This window comes from Pseudoalteromonas sp. S3431 (genome assembly GCF_000690035.1).
GTDB classification, from domain to species: Bacteria; Pseudomonadota; Gammaproteobacteria; order Enterobacterales; family Alteromonadaceae; genus Pseudoalteromonas; species Pseudoalteromonas fuliginea.
In genome coordinates this window covers 1-21,798 of sequence record NZ_JJNY01000056.1, presented here as the reverse complement: position 1 = coordinate 21,798, position 21,798 = coordinate 1, and the positions used below count along the sequence as shown (strand labels likewise).

The 21,798-nt window shown below is 40.0% G+C and carries 19 protein-coding genes and 1 pseudogene; 9 read left to right on the top strand and 11 right to left on the bottom strand.

The features are described 5' to 3' along the window. Positions 1-58 precede the first annotated feature (58 nt). Positions 59-346: a hypothetical protein gene (locus tag DO88_RS05280; RefSeq protein WP_157600365.1), complete on the bottom strand. Its 288-nt coding sequence runs from the start codon at positions 344-346 to the stop codon at positions 59-61. 266 nt (positions 347-612) lie between these two features. On the opposite strand from DO88_RS05280, the gene DO88_RS19270 reads away from it, so the two are divergent. Then, a complete protein-coding gene (locus DO88_RS19270; RefSeq protein ID WP_442960144.1) occupies positions 613-744 on the top strand; it encodes a phage integrase N-terminal SAM-like domain-containing protein in 132 nt (43 codons plus the stop codon). Between the two features lie 234 nt (positions 745-978). Here the strand turns inward: DO88_RS19270 and DO88_RS0118380 are convergent. Continuing rightward, a pseudogene (locus DO88_RS0118380) lies at positions 979-1,479 on the bottom strand (aminoacyl--tRNA ligase-related protein); the annotation flags it as partial. 369 nt (positions 1,480-1,848) lie between these two features. Between DO88_RS0118380 and DO88_RS05285 the strand changes: the two are divergent. Further along, complete coding sequence (locus DO88_RS05285) at positions 1,849-2,463, top strand: hypothetical protein (protein WP_033040169.1); 615 nt, start codon at positions 1,849-1,851, stop codon at positions 2,461-2,463. A 606-nt stretch (positions 2,464-3,069) separates the two neighbouring features. Here the strand turns inward: DO88_RS05285 and serS are convergent. The 6 genes from serS to lrp form a co-directional block, all read right to left on the bottom strand. Then, positions 3,070-4,374 (bottom strand): serine--tRNA ligase, encoded by a 1,305-nt coding sequence (gene serS / locus DO88_RS05290; protein ID WP_033040167.1) that lies wholly within the window; start codon positions 4,372-4,374, stop codon positions 3,070-3,072. Between the two features lie 9 nt (positions 4,375-4,383). After that, on the bottom strand, positions 4,384-4,764 hold the full coding sequence (crcB, locus tag DO88_RS05295) for a fluoride efflux transporter CrcB (protein WP_021032117.1): 381 nt from the start codon (positions 4,762-4,764) through the stop codon (positions 4,384-4,386). Continuing rightward, positions 4,757-6,100, bottom strand: coding sequence for a replication-associated recombination protein A (locus DO88_RS05300; protein WP_033040164.1), 1,344 nt, complete (start codon positions 6,098-6,100; stop codon positions 4,757-4,759). The genes crcB and DO88_RS05300 overlap by 8 nt, the downstream gene beginning before the upstream one ends. Continuing rightward, positions 6,093-6,719, bottom strand: a complete 627-nt coding sequence (lolA, locus tag DO88_RS05305; RefSeq protein ID WP_033040161.1) for an outer membrane lipoprotein chaperone LolA — start codon at positions 6,717-6,719, stop codon at positions 6,093-6,095. Before lolA ends, DO88_RS05300 begins: the two co-directional genes overlap by 8 nt. Further along, complete coding sequence (locus tag DO88_RS05310) at positions 6,716-9,217, bottom strand: DNA translocase FtsK (RefSeq protein ID WP_033030408.1); 2,502 nt, start codon at positions 9,215-9,217, stop codon at positions 6,716-6,718. Before DO88_RS05310 ends, lolA begins: the two co-directional genes overlap by 4 nt. Positions 9,218-9,388: 171 nt before the next feature. Further along, positions 9,389-9,868 (bottom strand): leucine-responsive transcriptional regulator Lrp, encoded by a 480-nt coding sequence (gene lrp / locus DO88_RS05315; protein ID WP_033014887.1) that lies wholly within the window; start codon positions 9,866-9,868, stop codon positions 9,389-9,391. A gap of 142 nt (positions 9,869-10,010) precedes the next feature. Here lrp and ald point away from each other — a divergent pair, with 142 nt between their 5' ends. Further along, entirely contained in the window at positions 10,011-11,132 is a 1,122-nt protein-coding gene (gene ald / locus DO88_RS05320) for an alanine dehydrogenase (protein ID WP_007375670.1), read from the top strand. A gap of 108 nt (positions 11,133-11,240) precedes the next feature. On the opposite strand, the gene pssA is transcribed toward ald, so the two are convergent. Next, positions 11,241-12,566: a CDP-diacylglycerol--serine O-phosphatidyltransferase gene (gene pssA, locus DO88_RS05325; protein WP_007375669.1), complete on the bottom strand. Its 1,326-nt coding sequence runs from the start codon at positions 12,564-12,566 to the stop codon at positions 11,241-11,243. Between the two features lie 287 nt (positions 12,567-12,853). Here pssA and trxB point away from each other — a divergent pair, with 287 nt between their 5' ends. From trxB to infA, 4 genes are all read left to right on the top strand, one after another. Next, positions 12,854-13,804 (top strand): thioredoxin-disulfide reductase, encoded by a 951-nt coding sequence (gene trxB, locus DO88_RS05330; RefSeq protein ID WP_007375668.1) that lies wholly within the window; start codon positions 12,854-12,856, stop codon positions 13,802-13,804. A 97-nt stretch (positions 13,805-13,901) separates the two neighbouring features. Continuing rightward, positions 13,902-14,618: a leucyl/phenylalanyl-tRNA--protein transferase gene (gene aat / locus DO88_RS05335; RefSeq protein WP_008136206.1), complete on the top strand. Its 717-nt coding sequence runs from the start codon at positions 13,902-13,904 to the stop codon at positions 14,616-14,618. After that, positions 14,611-15,315 carry an arginyltransferase gene (locus DO88_RS05340; RefSeq protein ID WP_033015719.1) on the top strand — a complete coding sequence of 235 codons (705 nt, stop codon included), beginning with the start codon at positions 14,611-14,613 and terminating at the stop codon, positions 15,313-15,315. The genes aat and DO88_RS05340 overlap by 8 nt, the downstream gene beginning before the upstream one ends. A 90-nt stretch (positions 15,316-15,405) precedes the next feature. Further along, positions 15,406-15,624, top strand: coding sequence for a translation initiation factor IF-1 (infA, locus tag DO88_RS05345; protein ID WP_002962494.1), 219 nt, complete (start codon positions 15,406-15,408; stop codon positions 15,622-15,624). Between the two features lie 213 nt (positions 15,625-15,837). Here the strand turns inward: infA and clpA are convergent, their stop codons facing one another. Further along, positions 15,838-18,099 (bottom strand): ATP-dependent Clp protease ATP-binding subunit ClpA, encoded by a 2,262-nt coding sequence (clpA, locus tag DO88_RS05350; RefSeq protein WP_033030412.1) that lies wholly within the window; start codon positions 18,097-18,099, stop codon positions 15,838-15,840. A gap of 68 nt (positions 18,100-18,167) precedes the next feature. Further along, positions 18,168-18,476 carry an ATP-dependent Clp protease adapter ClpS gene (gene clpS / locus DO88_RS05355; protein WP_157600364.1) on the bottom strand — a complete coding sequence of 103 codons (309 nt, stop codon included), beginning with the start codon at positions 18,474-18,476 and terminating at the stop codon, positions 18,168-18,170. 209 nt (positions 18,477-18,685) lie between these two features. Between clpS and cspD the strand changes: the two genes are divergently transcribed. Continuing rightward, positions 18,686-18,904 carry a cold shock domain-containing protein CspD gene (gene cspD, locus DO88_RS05360; RefSeq protein ID WP_002962500.1) on the top strand — a complete coding sequence of 73 codons (219 nt, stop codon included), beginning with the start codon at positions 18,686-18,688 and terminating at the stop codon, positions 18,902-18,904. A gap of 517 nt (positions 18,905-19,421) precedes the next feature. Beyond that, positions 19,422-21,644 (top strand): NADP-dependent isocitrate dehydrogenase, encoded by a 2,223-nt coding sequence (locus DO88_RS05365; protein WP_033040156.1) that lies wholly within the window; start codon positions 19,422-19,424, stop codon positions 21,642-21,644. Positions 21,645-21,798 lie beyond the last annotated feature (154 nt).

Genomic DNA, 21,798 nt, shown 5'->3' with positions numbered 1-21,798 from the left:
GCTAAAATAGCGAGGCACGAGTAATAGCCAGCTGTTTTTAGTCCTTTGCAGTGACTTGTTATAAATTTTTATACTCGCTAACTCGTTTAATTAATTCAGCATCTTTGTTAATTAAACTTTCGATAAGATCATGACTTTGTGCATCTGTACCATTTTTAAACCAAGCTTGTAATAAGTTGATTATTAGCACCCCTGAAATCCCGTATGATGTTCCAGTATCTAAAAATGGTAGAAAGCCCCAAATACCATTTAAAACAAAAATACACATTAACATAACTATAATTGATGGCATCTGATTAATTCTTTTTTTGAGACTAAAATAGAACTCGATGTCCTTATCAGTCATTAAACTCTCCAAAATTTATAACAGCTTATTGAACACCACTTTGGGGGTTTATAACACCCCAAAACGGCGTATATTACATGGCTCAATAATTCCACTAAATAACTCTAATGTAAACAAGTAATTACGTATGTTATAAAATGCTCGCTGTTAAAATACACCAAAACGACTTTTAATAATGTTATTGGACAAAACACTGTTCACACACAGTGTATTTGAAAGTTGAATATTATTTATGAAATCTCTCTTTCTAACCACGATTAAAGGCCATATGTATAGCAATAACTATTGTTACAAACTACACAAAGAGCACTATTGAAGCTTATCTGTTTTGGATAACTGCTTATATCCGCTTTAATAATATGCAACACGCCCTAGATCTATGGGAGATACTCAAGTGAAGTTATGTTTAAACCATTTAATAAATTCGCAAAATGTAGCGCAAGAAACTGATAAAAAAGAAAGGTGCATATTTTTGTTAAAGAACTATAACGCGCTAAAGCACGTCCTACATATTAGCTGAACCTTATTATTACCTTTTTTAACCTAAAACAAAAAAACCGCTGTTCATTGCAAACAGCGGCTTTCTAATTAAGATTTACAAGCTTAAAGCTTGCTTAACTTAAACTTGATTTTTATTGCTTACCAATTACTTCAAGTCCACCCATGTATGGGCGTAATACTTCTGGTACTACTACTGAACCATCGGCTTGCTGGTAGTTTTCTAGTATTGCTACTAGTGTACGCCCAACAGCTAAGCCTGAACCATTTAGTGTATGTAGTAACTCTGGCTTTTTAACACCTTCACGACGAAAACGTGCTTGCATTCTACGCGCCTGAAAATCTGCCATGTTTGAACATGATGAAATTTCGCGGTATGTGTCTTGAGCAGGTAGCCATACTTCTAAATCGTATGTTTTAGCTGAGCCAAAGCCCATGTCGCCCATACATAAAATCACTTTACGGTACGGAAGTTCAAGCGCTTGTAGTATTTGCTCTGCGTGACCTGTTAACTCTTCAAGTGTTGCCATTGAGTCTTCTGGTTTTACAAGTTGTACAAGTTCAACTTTATCAAACTGGTGTTGACGAATTAGACCACGTGTATCGCGACCATAACTGCCTGCTTCACTTCTAAAAAATTAAGGTGGTTGTCTAGTTTATATGTGTCTAGTTTATATGTGCATCTAGTTTATTTGGGTTCTGTAAAAGAATAGCCCCCCGAAAATTTGACTCAGGCGGAGTGACCATATGTGTCTGTGTTATTTCGCTAAATATCTGACCCTAGAATTTCTAAATATCACAACGAGGATTTCGTGTAATACAGTGTAATAGATAATTCAAAACAAAAAACTATTATTTATCCGTAGCCACAGAGCAGTGTTCAGGAAAATAGAAAAATCTGAATAATACAGCGGCTACCAATTAATGCAGTGGAATTTATTAACCACTTTAAAAACAAGGTGTCATTCGAAAGCTAACTAATCAAAAATTAAAAGGATTATTGTATGGAAATCACAGCAAATAATGAAGTTGAAAACATTAGTTTTAAATCAACTATAGAAGAAATGAGAAAGCACTATTTACTCCAGCTAGGCAACACGAAACGGGTAACAGGGTTTGGCTTATCTCGACTAAAAGTAGCATCTTCATCAGAAAGATCAGAAGGCGAAAATGAAGAGTTAGTAGAAGTCATGGGAGATACTGTTTCCAATGTACAAGCTATGACAAGTGACTTTTCAGCCACAACACAAGTTAGTGTTAACGCTTCCTCAGAGGAATATATTAATAGTAATAACTCTGAAAGTGATCAAGCTAGATTCAAACAACAAATGGAAGATCGTCGTAAAAAAGCGTTAGCCGCAAGTGAAAAAGTAATCAATGCAGCATTTGATAAAGCTTCTGAACTTGGTGAAAAGCACCCAAACCTTCAAAATGGTATATTGTCAGTAACAGACACTATGACACAAGGAATCGTGAGTGCTGCAAATTTTGTAGCAGATATTGTAATTGAAGTCGTTGGCAAAGTAATAAACGCACTAAGTAAAGCTTGGAGCTGGATTACAGATCAATTTGCAACTGCTGCGAAGTCGATAGGCAATTTCTTTTCAAATATTTTCTAATGATATATTAATTAAACAAGGGGAATTTCGCCCCTTGTTCTAACCTTCTACGAAGTGTCTTCCTGTAGCATTTTTGGCGCGTTCGATGGTTTCGTCACTCATACGGTACTGGTTTGGATCATGCCCATGATGTCGATAGCTAGCACAATCGTATTTGTATTTAGACAGTATTTAAACAGGACAGCTACTCTAATTGAACAGATAAAAATCTACCACTGAATTACTTTCATTTGACTCATTAAATAAATCATTGGCACTCTTAAACCTAAATTACACGCATGAAAATGACTGCATGATGCCGGTTTAGATTTTCACAGTAACTTGCTTGTGAGGCCGGATTACCACCCTGGCTCTATGGGAGATACTCAAGTGAAGTTATGTTATGTTTAAACCATTTTGTAAACTCGCAAAATCTAGCGCTAGAAACTGATAAAAAAGAAAGGTGCATATTTTTGTTAAAGAACTATAACGCGCTAAAGCACGTCCTACATATTAACTGAACCTTATTACCTTTAACTTAAAACAAAAAAGCCGCTGTTTCTTACAAACAGCGGCTTTCGTATTAAGATTTACAAGCTTAAAACTTGCATAACTTAAACTTGATTTTTATTGTTTACCAATTACTTCAAGTCCACCCATGTATGGGCGTAATACTTCTGGTACTACTACTGTGCCATCGGCTTGTTGGTAGTTTTCTAGTATGGCTACGAGTGTACGGCCAACGGCTAAGCCTGAACCATTTAGTGTATGCAGTAACTCTGGCTTTTTAACACCTTCACGACGAAAACGTGCTTGCATACGACGCGTCTGAAAGTCAGCCATGTTTGAACATGATGAAATTTCGCGGTATGTGTCTTGCGCAGGTAACCATACTTCTAAATCGTATGTTTTAGCTGAACCAAAGCCCATGTCGCCCATACATAAAATTACTTTACGGTACGGAAGTTCTAGCGCTTGTAGTATTTGCTCTGCATGACCTGTTAACTCTTCAAGTGTTGCCATTGAGTCTTCTGGTTTTACAAGTTGTACAAGTTCAACTTTATCAAACTGGTGTTGACGAATTAGACCACGTGTATCGCGACCATAACTGCCTGCTTCACTTCTAAAACACGGAGTGTGGGCAACTAAGCGAATTGGTAAATCGCTTTCGTCGTAAATTTCGTCGCGGGCGCTGTTTGTAAGCGGTACTTCAGCTGTAGGAATTAAGCTAAAGCCGGCTTGTTGTTCGCCGTCGTCGTTTACAAGGCCTAATGTGTGGAACAAATCGCCCGCAAATTTAGGTAGTTGGCTCGTGCCGTAAAGGCTGGCGCTATTTACTAGGTACGGTACATACATTTCTGTATAGCCGTTTTTATCAGCATGTGTATCTAGCATAAATTGCGTTAGTGCACGGTGCATACGCGCTACTTGGCCACGCATTACAGTAAAGCGTGCGCCACTAATTTTAACGCCCATTTCAAAGTCTAAACCGTTTAGGTCTTGGCCTACATCTACATGGTCTTTAACTTCAAAATCGAATTTTTTAGGTGTGCCCCACGTTAAAATTTCAACGTTTTCGTCTTCGTCTTTACCTGCAGGTACTGACTCGTCTGGCAAGTTTGGAATTGCTAACGCAATGTCGTTAATCGCGGCTAATACTTCATCTTGCTCTGTTTTAGCGGCGTCTAGCTCACTACCTAAGTTAGCCACTGCATCAAGTAATGGCTGTGCGTCTTCGCCTTTTGCTTTGGCTTGACCAATTGCTTTTGCGCTTGCATTACGTTGACTTTGAAGTTCTTGCGTTTTTACTTGTAATGTTTTGCGTTTTTCTTCAAGTGCCGTTACCGTCGCTACATCGAGTTCGTAACCGCGCGCCGCCAAACGTGCTGCAGTTTGTTCGATGTCTTGACGTAAAAATTTAGAATCTAACATGTTAGTTTTTTAACCTTTTTGCATTACTAGCTGAAGGCCCAGCCAAGCCATAAAAATACACACCATCACGTTTAAGATGATATTGAGGGCCATTTTAATAAAGTGACCTTGTTGTAATAACAACAACGAGTCCATTGAGAATGTTGAAAAGGTGGTTAATGCACCTAAAAAGCCAATACCGATAAGGGTTTTGGCGGGGCTTGCGGTGATAATTTCTTTATCTATCAAACCGTACAAAATGCCCATTAACAATGAACCCAGAATATTAACCGTCAACGTGCCAAAAGGGAATCCCCTACCGAGGAGTTTTAGCATGCTTTCGCTAATAAAAAACCGTAAACACGCACCCGAGGCTCCGCCAAGGGCGATCATCATATAAAGTTTAATCATTTTCGTATCGTCTAAGTGGGCTTTGCGCATCGCGCTCTTTTAGGTAATCGAGTTTTTGTTTAATTTTTTGCTCAAGTCCGCGCTCGCTCGGTAAGTAATATTCTTTGCCGTCCATTTCTGGCGGTAAATATTTTTCACCTGCGGCAAATGCGCCTTCTTCGTTATGCGCATAACGATACTCAGCGCCGTAACCTAAGTCTTTCATTAAATTAGTTGGGGCATTACGTAAATGCTCTGGTACGGGATAACTTGGCTCATTTTGAGCATCTGCTTTGGCTTGATTAAACGCCATATACACCGCATTACTTTTAGGTGCGCTGGCTAAATACAGTGTGGCTTGTGCAATTGCACGCTCGCCCTCGCTTGGGCCAACACGTTGAAATATATCCCATGCATTTAGGGCAACTTCCATTGCGCGCGGATCGGCGTTACCTATGTCTTCTGTTGCAATGGCAAGTAATCGCCTTGCAACATACAAAGGGTCGCCGCCACCGGCTAAAATTCGGCAATACCAATACAATGCACCGTCGGGGGAGCTACCTCGTACTGATTTGTGAAAGGCCGATATTAAATCGTAAAACTCATCGCCGCCTTTATCGTATTTAGCTAAATGCGTTGGTAGCACTTGGCTAAGTACGTGCTCATCTACGTTGTATTGACCGTTTTGCTCGGACGTTAAATCAACTGCTTGTTCAAGTAAATTAAGTACTTTACGCGCATCGCCGCCACTTGCTTGGCACAGTGCCTTTTTAGCGTTGTCGGCAATAGTGATGTGTTTTTGGTTTAATTGCTCGTCTTGTTTAAGTGCGCGTTCTATTACGGTGTATAAGTCGGTATCGGCAAGCGATTTTAAAACATACACGCGTGCACGCGACAATATAGCGTTGTTAAGGGCAAACGATGGGTTTTCTGTGGTTGCACCTACAAATATAAAGGTGCCGTCTTCTATGTGCGGTAAAAACGCATCTTGTTGGGATTTATTAAAGCGATGAACCTCGTCAACAAACATAAGGGTGCGTTGGCCACGGCTTTCTAGGTTGTCCCGCGCTTGCGTTACGCTGTCACGTATATCTTTTACGCCTGCGGTTACCGCCGACATTTGAATAAGTGAGGCATCAGCATGGTTGGCAATTATTTGCGCAAGTGTTGTTTTACCTACACCCGGTGGGCCCCATAAAATCAAACTATGGCAGCGCCCTGCTACAATAGCTTGATGCAGTGGTTTATCGGCGCTTAATAAGTGCTGTTGACCAATGTATTCATCAAGCGTTGTAGGGCGCATACGCGCGGCAAGTGGGCGTACATCAGGCCCAAAGTTAAAACCTAAATTACTCACCGTTACTCTGATCGTCTATTTCAACACCTTCAGGAGGCGTAAATTCAAAAGTGCTTTTATCAAGCGGCGTATTAACTTGGGCATTGTTAAACGTAAATGACGATAGCTGTCCTGAGTTATCGGTAACGACTAGTTTAGCAAGGCCTTGCTCGTTACCCGCAAACGCTATATCAAGTTGTTCTACTTGGCTTTCTACGCCTTTATTTGGCGTTACGCTAAAGCCTGAACTTGTTGCAAGTACGCTGTATTTCTCCCACTGTGCTGGGTCTTTTGATGTCAGTAGCACAAATGGTGTTGAGTCGATTAGACTGCTGGTTTTCATAATTGTTACTTGCTCAGCAAAGCTGTCGAAGTAATAGGTTTTATCACCGTTTGATACAAATAACGTATCGTCTGGATTAGTTTGCTGCCAGCGAATCATCATAGGCTGTTGAAGCGCTATTGTGCCCTCGCCTTGCATAACAGCTTGGCCTTCTTTGTCTGTTACTTGTTGTGCAAACTGCGCTTTAAAGCTTTTTAAAGTAGCAAGTCTGTCTTGTAATGCTTGGCTGTCGTCAGCAAAGCTTGGTGCGGCAAGTACGCTGCCTAATACTAATAATAAGGCGTTAACTTTTTTCATGAATTTGCTCCATTAGGTACTAATACATCGCGAGCGCCGTTATGACCTGGTGAACTCACGATACCCGATGTTTCCATTTGTTCGACTAAACGTGCTGCGCGGTTATAGCCAACACGCAGTTTACGTTGCACTGACGATACCGATACTTTGCCGGTTTCAATTACAAACGACACAGCTTCGTCGTATAACGGGTCTGATTCTTCATCTGCGTTTTCGCTAGCTTCACCTGGTAATAAAATATCTTCACTGGCATCACCATTGAGTATTTCATCAATATAATTTGGTTTAGCACGCGCTTTCCAATCGTTTACTACGGCGTGTACTTCGTGGTCGTCTACAAATGCGCCGTGCACACGCTCTGGTACGCTAGTGCCTGGCGGTAAATAAAGCATGTCACCCATACCTAGTAAGTTTTCGGCGCCTTGTTGGTCAAGTATTGTCCGTGAATCTATTTTGCTCGATACCTGAAACGCCATACGTGTTGGAATATTAGCTTTAATTAAGCCGGTAATTACATCAACCGACGGGCGCTGCGTAGCAAGCACTAAGTGAATGCCTGCCGCACGTGCCTTTTGGGCTATACGTGCAATAAGTTCTTCTACTTTTTTACCTACAATCATCATCATGTCGGCAAATTCGTCTATTACTACAACAATACTTGGTAATTTACCTAGCTCGTCGGGGCCTTCTTTCATGCCATCAGTGTCTTTAAATAATGGATCAAGAATTGGATAACCCGCTTCATTGGCTTCAAGCACTTTTTGGTTGTAACCTTTTAAGTTACGCACACCCAATGCTGACATTAATTTATAACGACGTTCCATTTCGCCAACACACCAACGCAGTGCGTTAGCGGCTTCTTTCATGTCGGTCACTACTTCACACAATAAATGCGGAATGCCTTCATATACTGAAAGCTCAAGCATTTTAGGGTCAATCATGATCATACGTACATCGTCAGGACCCGATTTGTACAGCAAGCTTACTATCATGACATTAACGCCCACTGATTTACCTGAACCAGTAGTACCGGCCACCAATAAGTGTGGCATTTTACCTAAATCAGCACATACCGGCTGACCGGCAATGTCTTTACCAAGCACCATGGTAAGTGGCGACGGATTTTGCTCAAATTTAGGGGCGTTTATAACTTCTGATAAACGAACTATTTCACGGTGTTTATTTGGAAGTTCAATACCAACATAGGTTTTACCCGGAATAACTTCTACAACACGTACACTAATTGCCGAAAGCGAACGGGCTAAATCTTTAGCCAAGCCCGTAATTTTAGACACTTTTATACCTGGCGCTAAATCAAGTTCAAAACGTGTAACAACGGGGCCTGGGTATACCGCTACAACAGTTGCTTGTACGTTAAAGTCGAGCAGCTTTGTCTCTACTAGGCGCGATACTGTATCGAGTTCTTCTTGCGAAATTGGGTTTTTAGCTTTGTCCGGTCTATCGAGTAAATCAAGTGACGGTAATGGCCCCGGTGGTGGCTCTTGCGTTAATAATTGCTCAAATTTTTCTTTTGCTGTTGGTGGTGGCTGATAGGCTGCTTTTGGCTTAGGCATTGGCCTTGCTGGCGATACAACCGTTGTAACTGGCTTTTCAGGTTCTACAACTTGGCTTTGATCAAGCGCATTTAATGCAGCAGCCGTGTCCATTGGCTCGTCGTCTATGGCGCTAAAGCCAATTTCTTGATCGAGTATATCGTCGAGTTCATCAAACGGCATAAAGTCGTCACTAATTTGTGGCTCGCTAAATGGCGTTTGCGGTTTGTTAATTGCTTTTTGTTTATCTGCTTTTTTAGCCGATGCAGGCAGCTCTATTTGCTCTTTTATATCGTCTTCAAAATGGGCGTCTACTTCATCGTTATTATTTACTGTACCTGCAGCGTGTTCTCGGTGCATCCAGCCTTTTGCATACGACACGATAAAACGATAAAACCTAACCATTAAATCGCCAAGATAATCAACAAAATCAACCCACGATACACCCGTTAATAGAGTTAGTCCGGCAAAAAAGAAACACAGCAATAATATAGATGTACCGGTAAAGTTAAATGCAGGCATCATGGCTGATGCAATAACATCGCCCACTACCCCACCAGAAGAGAAGTTATAAATATCGTCAAAGTTGATACTGCTAATAGCGGTAGCTGAGGTAATAAATAAAGCAAAACCAATAACTCGCAGCGCTAAAGTAGTGTAATCAAGCTGTAAAATGCGGTGAGGTTGTTTAAATAACAAGTAGCCAAATAATTGAATGGCAGCAGGTACTAAATAAGCCAACCAACCAAAAGTAAGTAATAAAATGTCAGCTATCCATGCACCAGCTGTGCCCGTAATATTTTTTACGTTTCTAAATTCACCAGTTTGCGACCACGAAGGATCAACTGGATCAAAGCTGATTAAGGCACATAAAATAAATATTGCTGTAAAGGTACTGATAATCAGCCCTGTTTCTAATAGTCTTTGCACACCGTTTAGGCGCATAGTTCCCTATTCCTCTTTATTATTCTATTTTATTCACACTTACTTAGCAGTGAAATACCTTAGCAGGAAATGCAATTTGTTGCACTTTATCTTAACCTTGATGGCCTGATTATGAACACGTTTTTATAATTTAGGCAGATAAAAGCAAATGTCAGCCTATTATAAATACTGTTAAGCAATATACGGGCGAATAATTACACCTTCTTCACCTTTTACTTCTTCCATTACTACATAAGTACGGCTTTCACTTACATTTGGAAGTTTCAATAGTATGTCGCCTAATACGCCACGGTATTCTGACATATCATTTACGCGTGTTTTAAGTAAAAAGTCGAAATTACCCGACACCAAATGGCATTCTATAATTTCTTCATGCTTTTTTACAGCAGCACTAAACTCATCAAATACATCGGGTGATGTTTTGGTAATTGTTACCTCTACATACACTGATAAACCTTGCCCAAGCTTAGCAGGGTCGACCACTGCTTTGTAACCTAATATGTAACCTTCTCGTTCTAGTTTTTTTACCCGCTCGAGACAGGGCGTGGCGCTTAGGCCAACTCGTCTGGCCAGTTCAACATTGGAAAGGCGTCCATCATGTTGTAATTCCATCAAAATTTTCCGGTCAATTCTATCTAATAACTGATGCATAGTACCAACTAGTTTTTTATGCTGTTTATTTTTATTATTTAGATAATAACACTAGAACCCACTTTAAAAAAGGTGAGACACACTGGCTTATGATGAATATAATAGTGAAAAATGTTAATCCGTTCTTAATAAGGCAAATGTTATGATTATTGGTGTACCTAAAGAAATTAAAAACCATGAATACCGTGTAGGTATGGTTCCTGCGAGTGTTCGTGAATTAGTAAACCACGGTCACCAAGTGATTGTAGAAACTGATGCAGGCATGGGGATTGGTTTTACTAACGAAGACTACACACAAGCAGGTGCTGAAATTTTAGCAACTGCTGCTGATGTTTTCGCTAAAGCCGACATGATTGTAAAAGTAAAAGAGCCACAAGCTGTTGAACGTGCAATGCTACGTGAAGACCAAATCCTTTTCACTTACTTACACCTTGCACCTGATCTTCCACAAACTGAAGACCTTGTAAAAAGCAAAGCTATTTGTATTGCATACGAAACTGTAACTGACTCACGCGGTGGTTTACCGCTTCTTGCGCCTATGAGCGAAGTGGCTGGTCGTATGTCTATTCAAGCTGGTGCACAAGCGCTAGAAAAGTCTAACCACGGTCGTGGCATGCTACTAGGTGGCGTACCAGGCGTCGAAGCTGCTAAAGTTGTTGTAATTGGCGGCGGCATGGTTGGTCGTAGCGCTGCTCAAATGGCTGTCGGCCTTGGTGCTGAAGTTGTGGTTCTTGATCGTAACATCGACGTATTACGTGCACTAGACGCGCAATTTGGTAATAAAGTAAAAGCTATTTACTCAACTGCTGATGCACTAGAAAAACACGTACTAGAAGCTGATTTAGTAATTGGTGGCGTACTAATCCCAGGTGCAGCTGCACCTAAACTAGTCACTGCAGAGCACATTAAAGCAATGAAACCTGGCTCTGCAATTGTTGACGTTGCAATCGACCAAGGTGGCTGTATTGCTACCTCTAAAGCAACGACGCATGCTGATCCTACTTTCATCGTTGATGAAGTTGTTCACTACTGTGTTGCTAACATGCCAGGTGCTGTTCCACGCACATCTACGTTTGCACTTAACAATGCAACATTGCCTTTCATCATTAACCTTGCAAATAAAGGTTATAAAAAGGCGCTACTAGATGACGCTCACTTCTTAAAAGGCTTAAACGTAATTAAAGGCCAAGTAACTTACAAAGAAGTAGCACAAGCGTTCAACATGGAATATGTTGACCCACGCACAGCGGTAGAAAACGCATAATTTAGCGTTTTCTAGTTAGGTTGGTATTAAATAACATAGTAACTTAACTACAACTCATAAAAAAAGCAGCTAATTAGCTGCTTTTTTTATGTCTGATTTAAAATGAATTTATATAAAACGCTTGATTATAAAATCTACTTTTACACGCTTAGCTTGGCCAAGTAGTTTTTTAACTGGCTGCGGGTAATCATCCATCGTTTCTAAATCATCTGGGCCTGTTAAACGGCGACAGTGTTGTAAAATTTCATGCTTTTCGTTATCAATGGCATCCATAATTGTTTGCTCTGGATCTTCTATTAAAATACCATTTTCGATATCAAGGCCCCATGCACGCGGATTTAAGTTATGCCCGCTCAGTAAATGTTTTGTTCTATCTGAACAAATACCTTTTAAATGAAACGAATTACTTCCATCTTTCCACAAATACACATTTAAATTGCCGTTATCGATATGGCGTTTTTGCGTTTTTACAAACTTATGCAAAATAGTTTCGTATAAATAAGGTAGTGCCCCTATTTTACTAAACGGCTCACTTGGCGGTAAATAAAAGTCATTTGCTGTTTTATCGCCTACCACAATAGTCACTTGTTTGCCTTGCTTTAATAAACGGCGCAGTGATCGCATAAGCGGCGCCGGAAAATTAAAGTATGGCGTATACAACACAAGCTCTTGCTCTGTGGTATCAAATAACGCTTTTATTAAACGATTTAATTCGTTATTACGACGGCCAAGCCCCAAAAATAAACGAATACCTAATGCTTGCGTATTTAGTTGCTCTGCTGCGTTATAACTGGCGGCCTTTAAATCACGCATTAATTGCTTTTGGTCAAGTTTGAAGTCGTGTAAACGTTTAAGCGGTCGTGTGTCTATGCGTGGCACAGCAACGGAGCTAATTAGCTTTGTCTCAATAAAATCAACCACTGATTCACACAGTTCGCTCTGCGTTATTAAAAAGTAACGATCGAGTCTGTAGCGTTCGTTATACTGCAAATACACGTTGTTTAAGCTTGCGCCGCTGTAAAGTAAGGTATCGTCAATGACAAACCCCTTTAAATGCAATACGCCAAATAATTCTTTAGCTTTTACAGGTACGCCATAAACTTGTACGTTCGATTTAAACTTTTCTAAATCGTCACAGTATAAACTTGCGTTACCATCAGATTTCTCTGCACCAATAAGACCACGTTGCGCACGATGAAAATCCACCAGCACTTTTATTTCAAGTGCTGGGTTTGTTAATGACACACGGTGCAAAGCTTCTAAAATTTCGCGACCTGCTTCGTCATCTTGTAAATAAAGCGCTGTGATATAAATTCGTTTTTTTGCGCTACTGATCAAACGTAGCAATTGCGTTCGGTAATCTTGCGCATTGGTTAAGACGTTAACGTCTTTTGAAGTCAACCCGAATGCGGGTTTTTCCTGCCAAAATAACATAGTTGCCTATTCACTTGGGTCACATGATTTATCAGTGACAAATAAAATTAGGTAAAACATAACAAAAAAAATCAAAGTGGTCATGAATTAACGTTGTTTTGTTGCCTGTTAGTCTATTTATTGAGCTACTTTACTTTATTAAACGCAAAAGCCACAATCTCTAGTACACAATACTGCACAGCTTTTCGATTTGCTAAAAAAAATAATCTCGGATTTTGTTTACTTCTGCCTTGTTTTTCTTAGAATCGAGCGCATTAAAGACCGTATTAAACGTTTAGGAAAAAATAATGACTGAAGCAAAACATTGTAAGCTACTAATTTTAGGCTCTGGCCCAGCTGGTTATACTGCCGCAGTATATGCAGCACGTGCAAATTTAAACCCTGTTTTAATTACAGGCATTCAACAAGGTGGCCAATTAACAACCACGACTGAAGTTGAAAACTGGCCTGGTGATGCACACGGCTTAACAGGTCCTGCATTAATGGATCGTATGAAAGAGCACGCTGAGCGCTTTGAAACTGAAATTGTGTTTGATCACATTAATAAAGTAGATGTATCTAAGCGCCCTTTCACACTAACTGGCGACCAAGGTACTTACACATGTGATGCGTTAATCATTGCAACGGGTGCGTCTGCTAAATACTTAGGCTTAGAGTCTGAAACTAATTTCCAAGGCCGTGGTGTTTCGGCATGTGCTACATGTGACGGCTTTTTCTATAAAGGTCAGAAAGTAGCGGTTGTTGGTGGTGGTAATACGGCGGTTGAAGAAGCGCTCTACTTATCTAACATTGCTGACGAAGTACATGTTATTCATCGTCGTGATAGTTTCCGCAGTGAAAAAATACTTGCTGACCGCCTTGCTGAAAAAGCAGCAAACGGTAACGTTGTAATGCATTACAACCGCACGCTTGACGAAGTATTAGGCGACCAAATGGGTGTAACTGGCGTTCGTATTAAAGATGCACACTCTGATGCAACTGAAGAACTAGATTTAGCCGGTGTATTTATTGCTATTGGCCATAAGCCAAATACAGATATGTTTGTTGGCCAACTAGAAATGAAAGATGGCTACTTAGTTGTAGAGTCTGGATTGAACGGTAACGCGACTCAAACAAGTGTAGAAGGCGTTTTTGCTGCTGGTGATGTATCTGACCACATTTACCGTCAAGCAATCACATCAGCGGGTACTGGCTGTATGGCTGCCCTTGATGCAGAACGTTTCTTAGATAATTTATAAGCAATTAAATAAATTATTATAGGGCTGATTATTCAGCCCTTTTTTTATGCCTAAAATATAGTTACACTTTTACGATCAATTATAAGATAAGTACTGTATGAAAAATCAGCTATACCAATTAAGCGAAAACGATATAGCATTCCCCAATCCGGAATACGCATTAGAATCCCCTGATGGCTTACTCGCAATTGGCGGAGATTTAAGTTTACCTCGCCTAAGTAATGCCTACAAAAGCGGAATATTCCCTTGGTTTAGTGAAGATGAGCCTATTATGTGGTGGTCGCCGAGCGAACGCGGGATTTTTGAACTGGATGATTTTCATATAAGTAAAAGTCTGCGTAAGCATTTAAAAAAGCACCCTGTAAGAGTAACCATTAATAATGCCTTTAAAGAGGTGATAGAAGCATGTCGCGATCAACGCCTTGACACCGATGGTACCTGGATCACTTCTGACATGCTCAACGCTTACGTTAATGCACACAATGCGGGCATTGCTCATAGTTTAGAGGTGTGGAGTAACGGAGAGCTTGCAGGAGGCTTATACGGCATTATGCAAAATGGTGTATTTTGTGGCGAGTCGATGTTTCATCATCAAACCAATTGCTCTAAGCTTGCGATGTGGGCACTGGTAAATTGGCTTAAACGTCACAATGCGCATTTTATTGATTGCCAGTTAGAAAACCCTTATTTAATGACCCTCGGTGCACAAGTAATTCCTCGCTCAACATTTTTGACTAAACTAAAAGCTGCACATAGCTATATCGTTAACCCTATTATGTGGGAGCCACAAGAACTTGACGCAATCTATGAATGAACAACTTCCTGCACGTGTTGGTTTAACCCAAGAGTTTGACTGTAGTTATTTGCCCAACAGACAAGAACAACTTTTAGTTATTCTAGATCCTAGTTGCTACAGTACCGACAAATTTGAGTCATTATTAGGTTTGGGGTTTCGTCGCAGTGGTAACCAAATATACCGCCCGCATTGCCCAATATGCAGTGCATGTAATTCTGTACGTGTATTAGCACAAGACTTTATCCCCTCAAAATCGCAAAAACGTAAACTAAACAAAGCAAAAAGCCAGTTTGAAGTGAAATATTCGACGCAAGAGCGACCTGAGTACTATCCGCTTTATAGTAAGTACATAACAATGCGTCACCAGGATGGAAGTATGTATCCTCCTGAAAAAGAACAGTTTCAAAGCTTTTTACTTTGCAGTTGGCTCAAAATCACATTTATTGAACTATGGCACCAAGATACTTTAGTCGCAGTTGCCGTAACTGATTGTATGAATAGCGCTATTTCTGCAATCTATACCTTTTTCGACCCCGATTTTGAACACTATAGTTTAGGCTCTGTGATGATATTAGAGCAGCTTAGATTTGCAAAAGAGCAAAATAAGCAATACGTGTACTTGGGCTATCAAATTGATGAATGCAACAAAATGAAGTACAAAACTCAGTTTTTACCAGCTCAAAAACAGCTTAATGATGAGTGGGTGGCTATTTAATTTGCAAATATAGCCCCTGCGCCTTTACTTATTGGTGTATTTTGGGCAAAATCTGCAGCGTTTAACTATTAAAGAGGTGTTACGCTAAACATGGCGAAAGAAGACGTAATCGAAATGCAAGGGACAGTCCTTGATACTTTACCAAATACAATGTTCCGAGTTGAGCTAGAAAATGGTCACGTAGTTGTGGCTCATATTTCAGGCAAAATGCGCAAAAACTATATCCGTATTTTAACCGGCGATAAAGTAACGGTAGAAATGACTCCTTACGATTTATCGAAAGGTCGTATCGTATTCCGTGCTCGCTAAGTAAGTGCGTAAACGAGATTTAGTTTTTGGCTAGTGTTTTACTAGCTTTAAGCGTTTATTAAATGTAATTGATAGACATTGACTAGCAATTACATTTAATAAACAAAAAGCCCAGTTTTTACTGGGTTTTTTGTTGCCTATAAAAAGGGCAAAAAAATGGCCCGCTATTATGTAGCGAGCCATTTTATTTAACTAAACTTTTTAATTAACGTTTTACGCTGGTGTTAAGCTACTCTCGTAATCAAACCGAATCTTCTTGTCTTTAACCGATACTTTAACCGTACCGCCATCAACAAGTTCACCAAACAGTATTTCGTTAGCTAATTGCTTTTTAAGCTCTTCTTGAATAACACGTGCCATTGGTCGTGCACCCATTGCTTTATCGTAGCCTTTATCTGCCAACCACTCACGTGCTTTAGACGTAAGCTCAAGGTTAACCGATTTTTTATCAAGCTGGGATTGCAGTTCCACAATAAATTTATCAACCACCATTAAAATAACTTCACGTTCAAGGTGATTAAACCAAATGATGTTATCTAAACGGTTTCTAAATTCTGGCGAGAATACTTTATTAATTTCGCCCATTGCATCATGCGTGTGATCTTGCTCTGTAAAACCAATCGACTTGCGTGTGGTTTCTTGCACACCAGCGTTAGTTGTCATTACCACAACTACATTTCTAAAATCAGCTTTACGACCGTTATTATCGGTTAACGTACCGTGATCCATTACCTGTAGTAGGATGTTATAAATGTCTGGATGCGCTTTTTCAATCTCATCTAAAAGTACAACTGCATGTGGGTTTTTAATAACAGCTTCTGTTAATAAACCGCCTTGCTCAAAGCCAACATATCCTGGTGGAGCACCAATTAGCCGACTAATAGCATGGCGCTCTACATATTCAGACATATCAAAACGAATAAACTCAACACCCATGCATTTAGCAAGCTGTTTAGTGACTTCTGTTTTACCTACACCGGTAGGTCCTGCAAATAAGAACGAGCCAACTGGTTTTTCTTCGCTTGATAAACCAGAGCGAGATAAACGAATAGCTGATGTAAGCGCGTCAATAGATTGATCTTGCCCAAACACAAGCATTTTAAGATTACGGTCTAGGTTTTTAAGCGTTTCTTTATCTGTTGACGATACGCTTTGCGCTGGGATACGTGCCATTTTAGATATAATTAGTTCTATATCTGCCACGCCAATGGTTTTTTTACGTTTAGAGCTAGGTTGCAGGCGCTGACTTGCACCGGCTTCATCAATTACATCAATTGCTTTATCTGGCAAGTGGCGTTCATTAATGTATTTAGCACTTAGCTCTGCTGCTGCTTTTAATGCTTTTTGAGTATAACGAATACCATGGTGCTCTTCGTAACGCTCTTTTAAGCCATTTAATATTTTGGTGGTATCGGCAACACTTGGTTCAAGTACATCTATTTTTTGAAAACGACGTACTAGTGCACGATCTTTCTCAAAAATATTTTTATACTCATTGTAAGTTGTTGAACCCATACAACGTAACTTTCCACTTGAAAGCAGTGGTTTAAGCAAGTTTGATGCATCCATAACGCCACCAGACGCTGCGCCGGCACCAATTATGGTATGTATTTCATCAATAAATAAAATAGACCCAGGCTGTGCTTGTAGCTCTTTTAATAAGCTTTTAAAGCGCTTTTCAAAATCGCCACGGTATTTAGTACCCGCAAGCAATGCCCCCATATCTAGCGAGTACACAACTGCATCAGCAATGACTTCTGGTACTTGCTCGTTAACAATACGATACGCTAAGCCTTCGGCAATTGCTGTCTTACCAACACCTGCTTCACCAACTAGTAATGGGTTGTTCTTTTTGCGACGACACAATACTTGTACCGTGCGCTCTACTTCGCTGTCACGTCCAATCAAAGGGTCTATATTGCCTTCACGTGCTTGAACGTTTAAGTTGGTTGTAAAGCTGTCTAGCTTGCTTGCTTCTTCATTTTGTACTTCTTGCACTTCTTCATGAATATCATCGGTGTCATCCCCTAACTCATCATCGGCTTTAGAAATACCGTGTGAAATAAAGTTAACAATATCTAAACGCGATACATCTTGCTTTTTAAGTAAATAAACAGCTTGGCTCTCTTGCTCAGAAAAAATAGCAACTAGCACGTTTACGCCAGTAACTTCATTTTTACCTGACGATTGCACATGAAACACCGCACGCTGTAATACACGCTGAAAACCAAGCGTTGGCTGAGTTTCACGTTCTTCTTCTAGATCTGGGATGACGGGTGTTGTTTCGTCAATAAATTCTAATAATTCGGTTTTTAAGCCAGAAAGATTAACACCGCACGCATTTAGGGCTTCTCCTGCTGAAGGATTATCTAACAGCGCAAGTAAAAGGTGCTCTACGGTCATAAACTCATGACGGCGAGTGCGCGCTTCACGAAACGCGGCATTTAATGTGAGTTCTAAGTCTTTGTTTAGCATTGGCAACCCCTTACTGAGATAATAATTTATACCACAACAATCGGATGTTTGATCACCCTAATTGGTATTTATTCCTGCTCACAACTACAAAGCAGTGGATGCTCGTTATCACGCGCGTAGCGGTTAACTTGTTCAACCTTAGTATGGGCTACATCGGCGCTGTAAACACCGCAAATACCCTTACCTTTTTCATGAACCTGAAGCATCACGTCGGTTGCTCTATCGCTATCCATATTAAAAAACGTCGTTAAAACTTCTATTACAAAGTCCATCGGCGTGTAGTCGTCGTTATTTAAAACAACTTTATATTTTCGCGGTGGTTGTAGCTTTTGCTTTTCACTGTCGTGAACTGTGTCAATTACACCTGAATCTTTCATACCACTCATAATTAAATATAGTCTTGTCTTTGTAACTCAAGCAAACTTGAATAAAAAATAAATAAAATGTTAAAAAAATAACTCAAAACACTTGACTGGTTGGCTAAATAAACTACAGTCAAACATAGATTGATTAAACCTTAATCAGTCTAGCAAATTATACGGTTTAGAATAACTAAATTAGTCAACTTATTGAAGGATGTAGAAGTATGGCTTGCGGTAAAGTTAAATGGTTCAACAACGCCAAAGGTTTTGGTTTCATCGTAGAAGACGGCTGCGAGAATGATATTTTCGCTCATTACTCAACTATTGTAATGGACGGATATAAAACACTTAAAGCTGGTCAAGATGTAACTTTCGAATTAGAACAAGGGCCTAAGGGCCTCCACGCTAAAAATATTGCCCCTGATGGCGACATTATAGAGTGAACAATGTTCTGTTCGACTAAAGCGAGTGACCTTTTAAGATCCTCGCTTAATTCCTTAAGCATACTTTTTATCTCTTCATCCTTATTTATTGCCCCTTTTTGCCCAAATTCAACCCTTTTCCTTGAATTTATTTTATATACCCCAATGTTCTAAGAGTTAATTGTTTAACTGAGTATTGAGCTCGTTCATACTCTGGCCCTTTTTATTTAAGCTTGTTACACTCTTAATGCTAGAACAGCGCATTAACATAACAGTCATCATACTTTTGCCAGTTTTAAATGTACTAGGCTAAAGGCTGATTTATTTTTGTTGATTTTTTAGCTATAAATACAATTCTAGTTCGTCAGGTGTGACTATTCTGCTTTTATAAAAAAGCAACGCTGAGTACCAACACCTAACAAACTATTCATTACGAGCGTACGTGTTTATTAACTTGTTTAATAATATTTACTCATTAGTAATGATTTTCTTTGCATTGTTGAATAAGACCTTATCGGTCGACTATCTAGGAATGATGATGACATCAAAAATTATCTATACAAAAACGGACGAAGCTCCGGCACTAGCAACTTACTCGTTGCTACCGATCATCCAAGCATATACAAATGCGGCCGGTGTTGAAGTTGAAACTCGCGATATCTCATTAGCAGGTCGTGTAATTGCTAGCTTCCCTGATTATTTAACACAAGAACAACGCATTGGCGATGCACTTGCTGAACTTGGCGAGCTTGCTAAAACACCAGAAGCGAACATCATCAAATTACCAAACATCAGTGCATCTGTTCCACAGCTGCGTGCTGTAATTAAAGAGCTTCAAGCAAAAGGTTACGCGCTTCCAGAATACCCTGTTGAACCTAAAAATGATGAAGAAAAAGCAGTTCAAGCTGCTTACGACAAAATTAAAGGCAGTGCAGTAAACCCAGTACTACGTGAAGGTAACTCTGATCGTCGCGCACCAGGTTCTGTAAAAGAATATGCACGCAACAACCCACATTCAATGGGTGCGTGGAGCAAAGATTCTCAGTCTTACGTTGCAAGCATGAGCGAAGGTGATTTCTTTGGGTCTGAGCAATCAGTCACTGTAGATACAGCCACTGATGTGCGTATTGAACATGTTGCAACTAACGGTGACGTTACTGTTCTTAAACAAAGCACACCTCTTTTAGCTGGCGAAGTAATTGATGCATCAAGCATTAGCGCTTCTAAGCTTCAAGCTTTCTTGGCTGCTGAAATTGATGCTGCTAAAGAAAAAGGTGTTTTATTCTCGCTTCACATGAAAGCGACAATGATGAAAGTATCTGATCCAATCATCTTCGGTCACGCTGTTAAAGTATTCTACAAAGATGTATTTGCTAAACACGGTGAGCTTTTTGAAGAGCTAGGTGTTGATGTAAATAATGGTTTAGGCGACGTATATTCTAAAATTCAAACATTAGACGATGCTAAGCGCGAAGAAATCGAAGCAGACATTCAAGCTGTTTACGCTAACCGCCCTGCTATTGCTATGGTTGATTCTGACCGTGGTATTACAAACTTACACGTACCAAGTGACGTGATCATCGATGCATCTATGCCTGCAGCAATCCGTTCAAGCGGTCAAATGTGGAATAACGATGGTAAATTACAAGACACTAGCTTTGTAATTCCTGATCGTTGTTACTCAAGTGTTTACCAAGCAACTATCGATTTTTGTAAAGAAAATGGCGCGTTTGATCCAACAACAATGGGTAGCGTTCCAAACGTTGGCCTTATGGCTCAAAAAGCTGAAGAATACGGTTCACACGACAAAACATTTGAAGCAAAAGCGGACGGTTCTATCCGTGTTGTTGATGCAAATGGTAATACATTACTTGAGCACAGTGTTGAGCAAGGCGATATCTGGCGTATGTGTCAGGTTAAAGACGCACCAATTCAAGATTGGGTTAAGCTTGCAGTAAATCGTGCACGCGCAACAGGCGTTCCAGCTATTTTCTGGTTAGACGAAAACCGTGCACATGATGCGCAGCTAATCAAAAAAGTAAATAAATACCTACCAGAGCACGATACAGCGGGTCTAGATATTCAAATTTTAGCACCGCTTGAAGCAACATTGTTCTCACTAGCGCGTATTAAAGAAGGTAAAGACACGATTTCTGTAACAGGTAACGTACTACGTGATTACCTTACAGATTTATTCCCAATTTTAGAGTTGGGTACGAGTGCTAAAATGCTTTCAATTGTTCCACTTATGAACGGTGGTGGCTTATTTGAAACTGGCGCGGGTGGTTCTGCACCTAAGCACGTTCAACAGTTCGAAAAAGAAAACCACTTACGTTGGGATTCTTTAGGTGAATTTTTAGCACTTGCTGCATCACTTGAGCACTTAAGCGTAACTGCTGGTAACAACAAGGCACAAGTACTTGCTGATACCCTAGATAAAGCAACAGGTACGTTCCTTGCTGAAAACAAATCGCCGTCACGTAAAGTGAAAGAAATTGATAACCGTGGTTCTCATTTCTTCCTATCTTTATTCTGGGCACAAGAACTTGCTAAGCAAAATGATGACAGTGAACTTAAAGCACAGTTTACTCAAATCGCTAGCGACCTTGAGTCTAATAAAGAGCAAATCGTAAGTGAGCTTAACGATGCGCAAGGCCCTGCAGTTGATTTAGGCGGTTACTTCCAGCCTAACGATGATGCAGCCTTTAAAGCAATGCGTCCAAGCACTACATTTAACGATATTCTTGCTAAATTAGTATAAATATCGGTTTAAATTTAAAAGCCGCTTACTTGCAAAAGTAAGCGGCTTTTTTATGTCTAATACCAATCTGCTTATATATGGGGTCTATTTAACGTTAAGAAAATTGCGCTAAAACTAGGCAAAAATTTTTGTATCTAGTTGTTCTAAATAAAAA

Excerpts from the sequence above, each read along its gene's own strand:
- clpA (WP_033030412.1), bottom strand. The coding sequence starts at position 18,099 with ATGCTAAACAAAGACTTAGAACTCACATTAAATGCCGCGTTTCGTGAA.
- lrp (WP_033014887.1), bottom strand. The coding sequence starts at position 9,868 with ATGCATCAGTTATTAGATAGAATTGACCGGAAAATTTTGATGGAATTA.
- crcB (WP_021032117.1), bottom strand. The coding sequence starts at position 4,764 with ATGATTAAACTTTATATGATGATCGCCCTTGGCGGAGCCTCGGGTGCG.
- lolA (WP_033040161.1), bottom strand. The coding sequence starts at position 6,719 with ATGAAAAAAGTTAACGCCTTATTATTAGTATTAGGCAGCGTACTTGCC.
- clpS (WP_157600364.1), bottom strand. The coding sequence starts at position 18,476 with ATGAAAGATTCAGGTGTAATTGACACAGTTCACGACAGTGAAAAGCAA.
- ald (WP_007375670.1), top strand. The coding sequence starts at position 10,011 with ATGATTATTGGTGTACCTAAAGAAATTAAAAACCATGAATACCGTGTA.
- trxB (WP_007375668.1), top strand. The coding sequence starts at position 12,854 with ATGACTGAAGCAAAACATTGTAAGCTACTAATTTTAGGCTCTGGCCCA.
- serS (WP_033040167.1), bottom strand. The coding sequence starts at position 4,374 with ATGTTAGATTCTAAATTTTTACGTCAAGACATCGAACAAACTGCAGCA.
- DO88_RS05280 (WP_157600365.1), bottom strand. The coding sequence starts at position 346 with ATGACTGATAAGGACATCGAGTTCTATTTTAGTCTCAAAAAAAGAATT.
- infA (WP_002962494.1), top strand. The coding sequence starts at position 15,406 with ATGGCGAAAGAAGACGTAATCGAAATGCAAGGGACAGTCCTTGATACT.
- DO88_RS05340 (WP_033015719.1), top strand. The coding sequence starts at position 14,611 with ATGAATGAACAACTTCCTGCACGTGTTGGTTTAACCCAAGAGTTTGAC.
- DO88_RS05310 (WP_033030408.1), bottom strand. The coding sequence starts at position 9,217 with ATGCGCCTAAACGGTGTGCAAAGACTATTAGAAACAGGGCTGATTATC.
- pssA (WP_007375669.1), bottom strand. The coding sequence starts at position 12,566 with ATGTTATTTTGGCAGGAAAAACCCGCATTCGGGTTGACTTCAAAAGAC.
- DO88_RS05365 (WP_033040156.1), top strand. The coding sequence starts at position 19,422 with ATGACATCAAAAATTATCTATACAAAAACGGACGAAGCTCCGGCACTA.
- aat (WP_008136206.1), top strand. The coding sequence starts at position 13,902 with ATGAAAAATCAGCTATACCAATTAAGCGAAAACGATATAGCATTCCCC.
- cspD (WP_002962500.1), top strand. The coding sequence starts at position 18,686 with ATGGCTTGCGGTAAAGTTAAATGGTTCAACAACGCCAAAGGTTTTGGT.
- DO88_RS05285 (WP_033040169.1), top strand. The coding sequence starts at position 1,849 with ATGGAAATCACAGCAAATAATGAAGTTGAAAACATTAGTTTTAAATCA.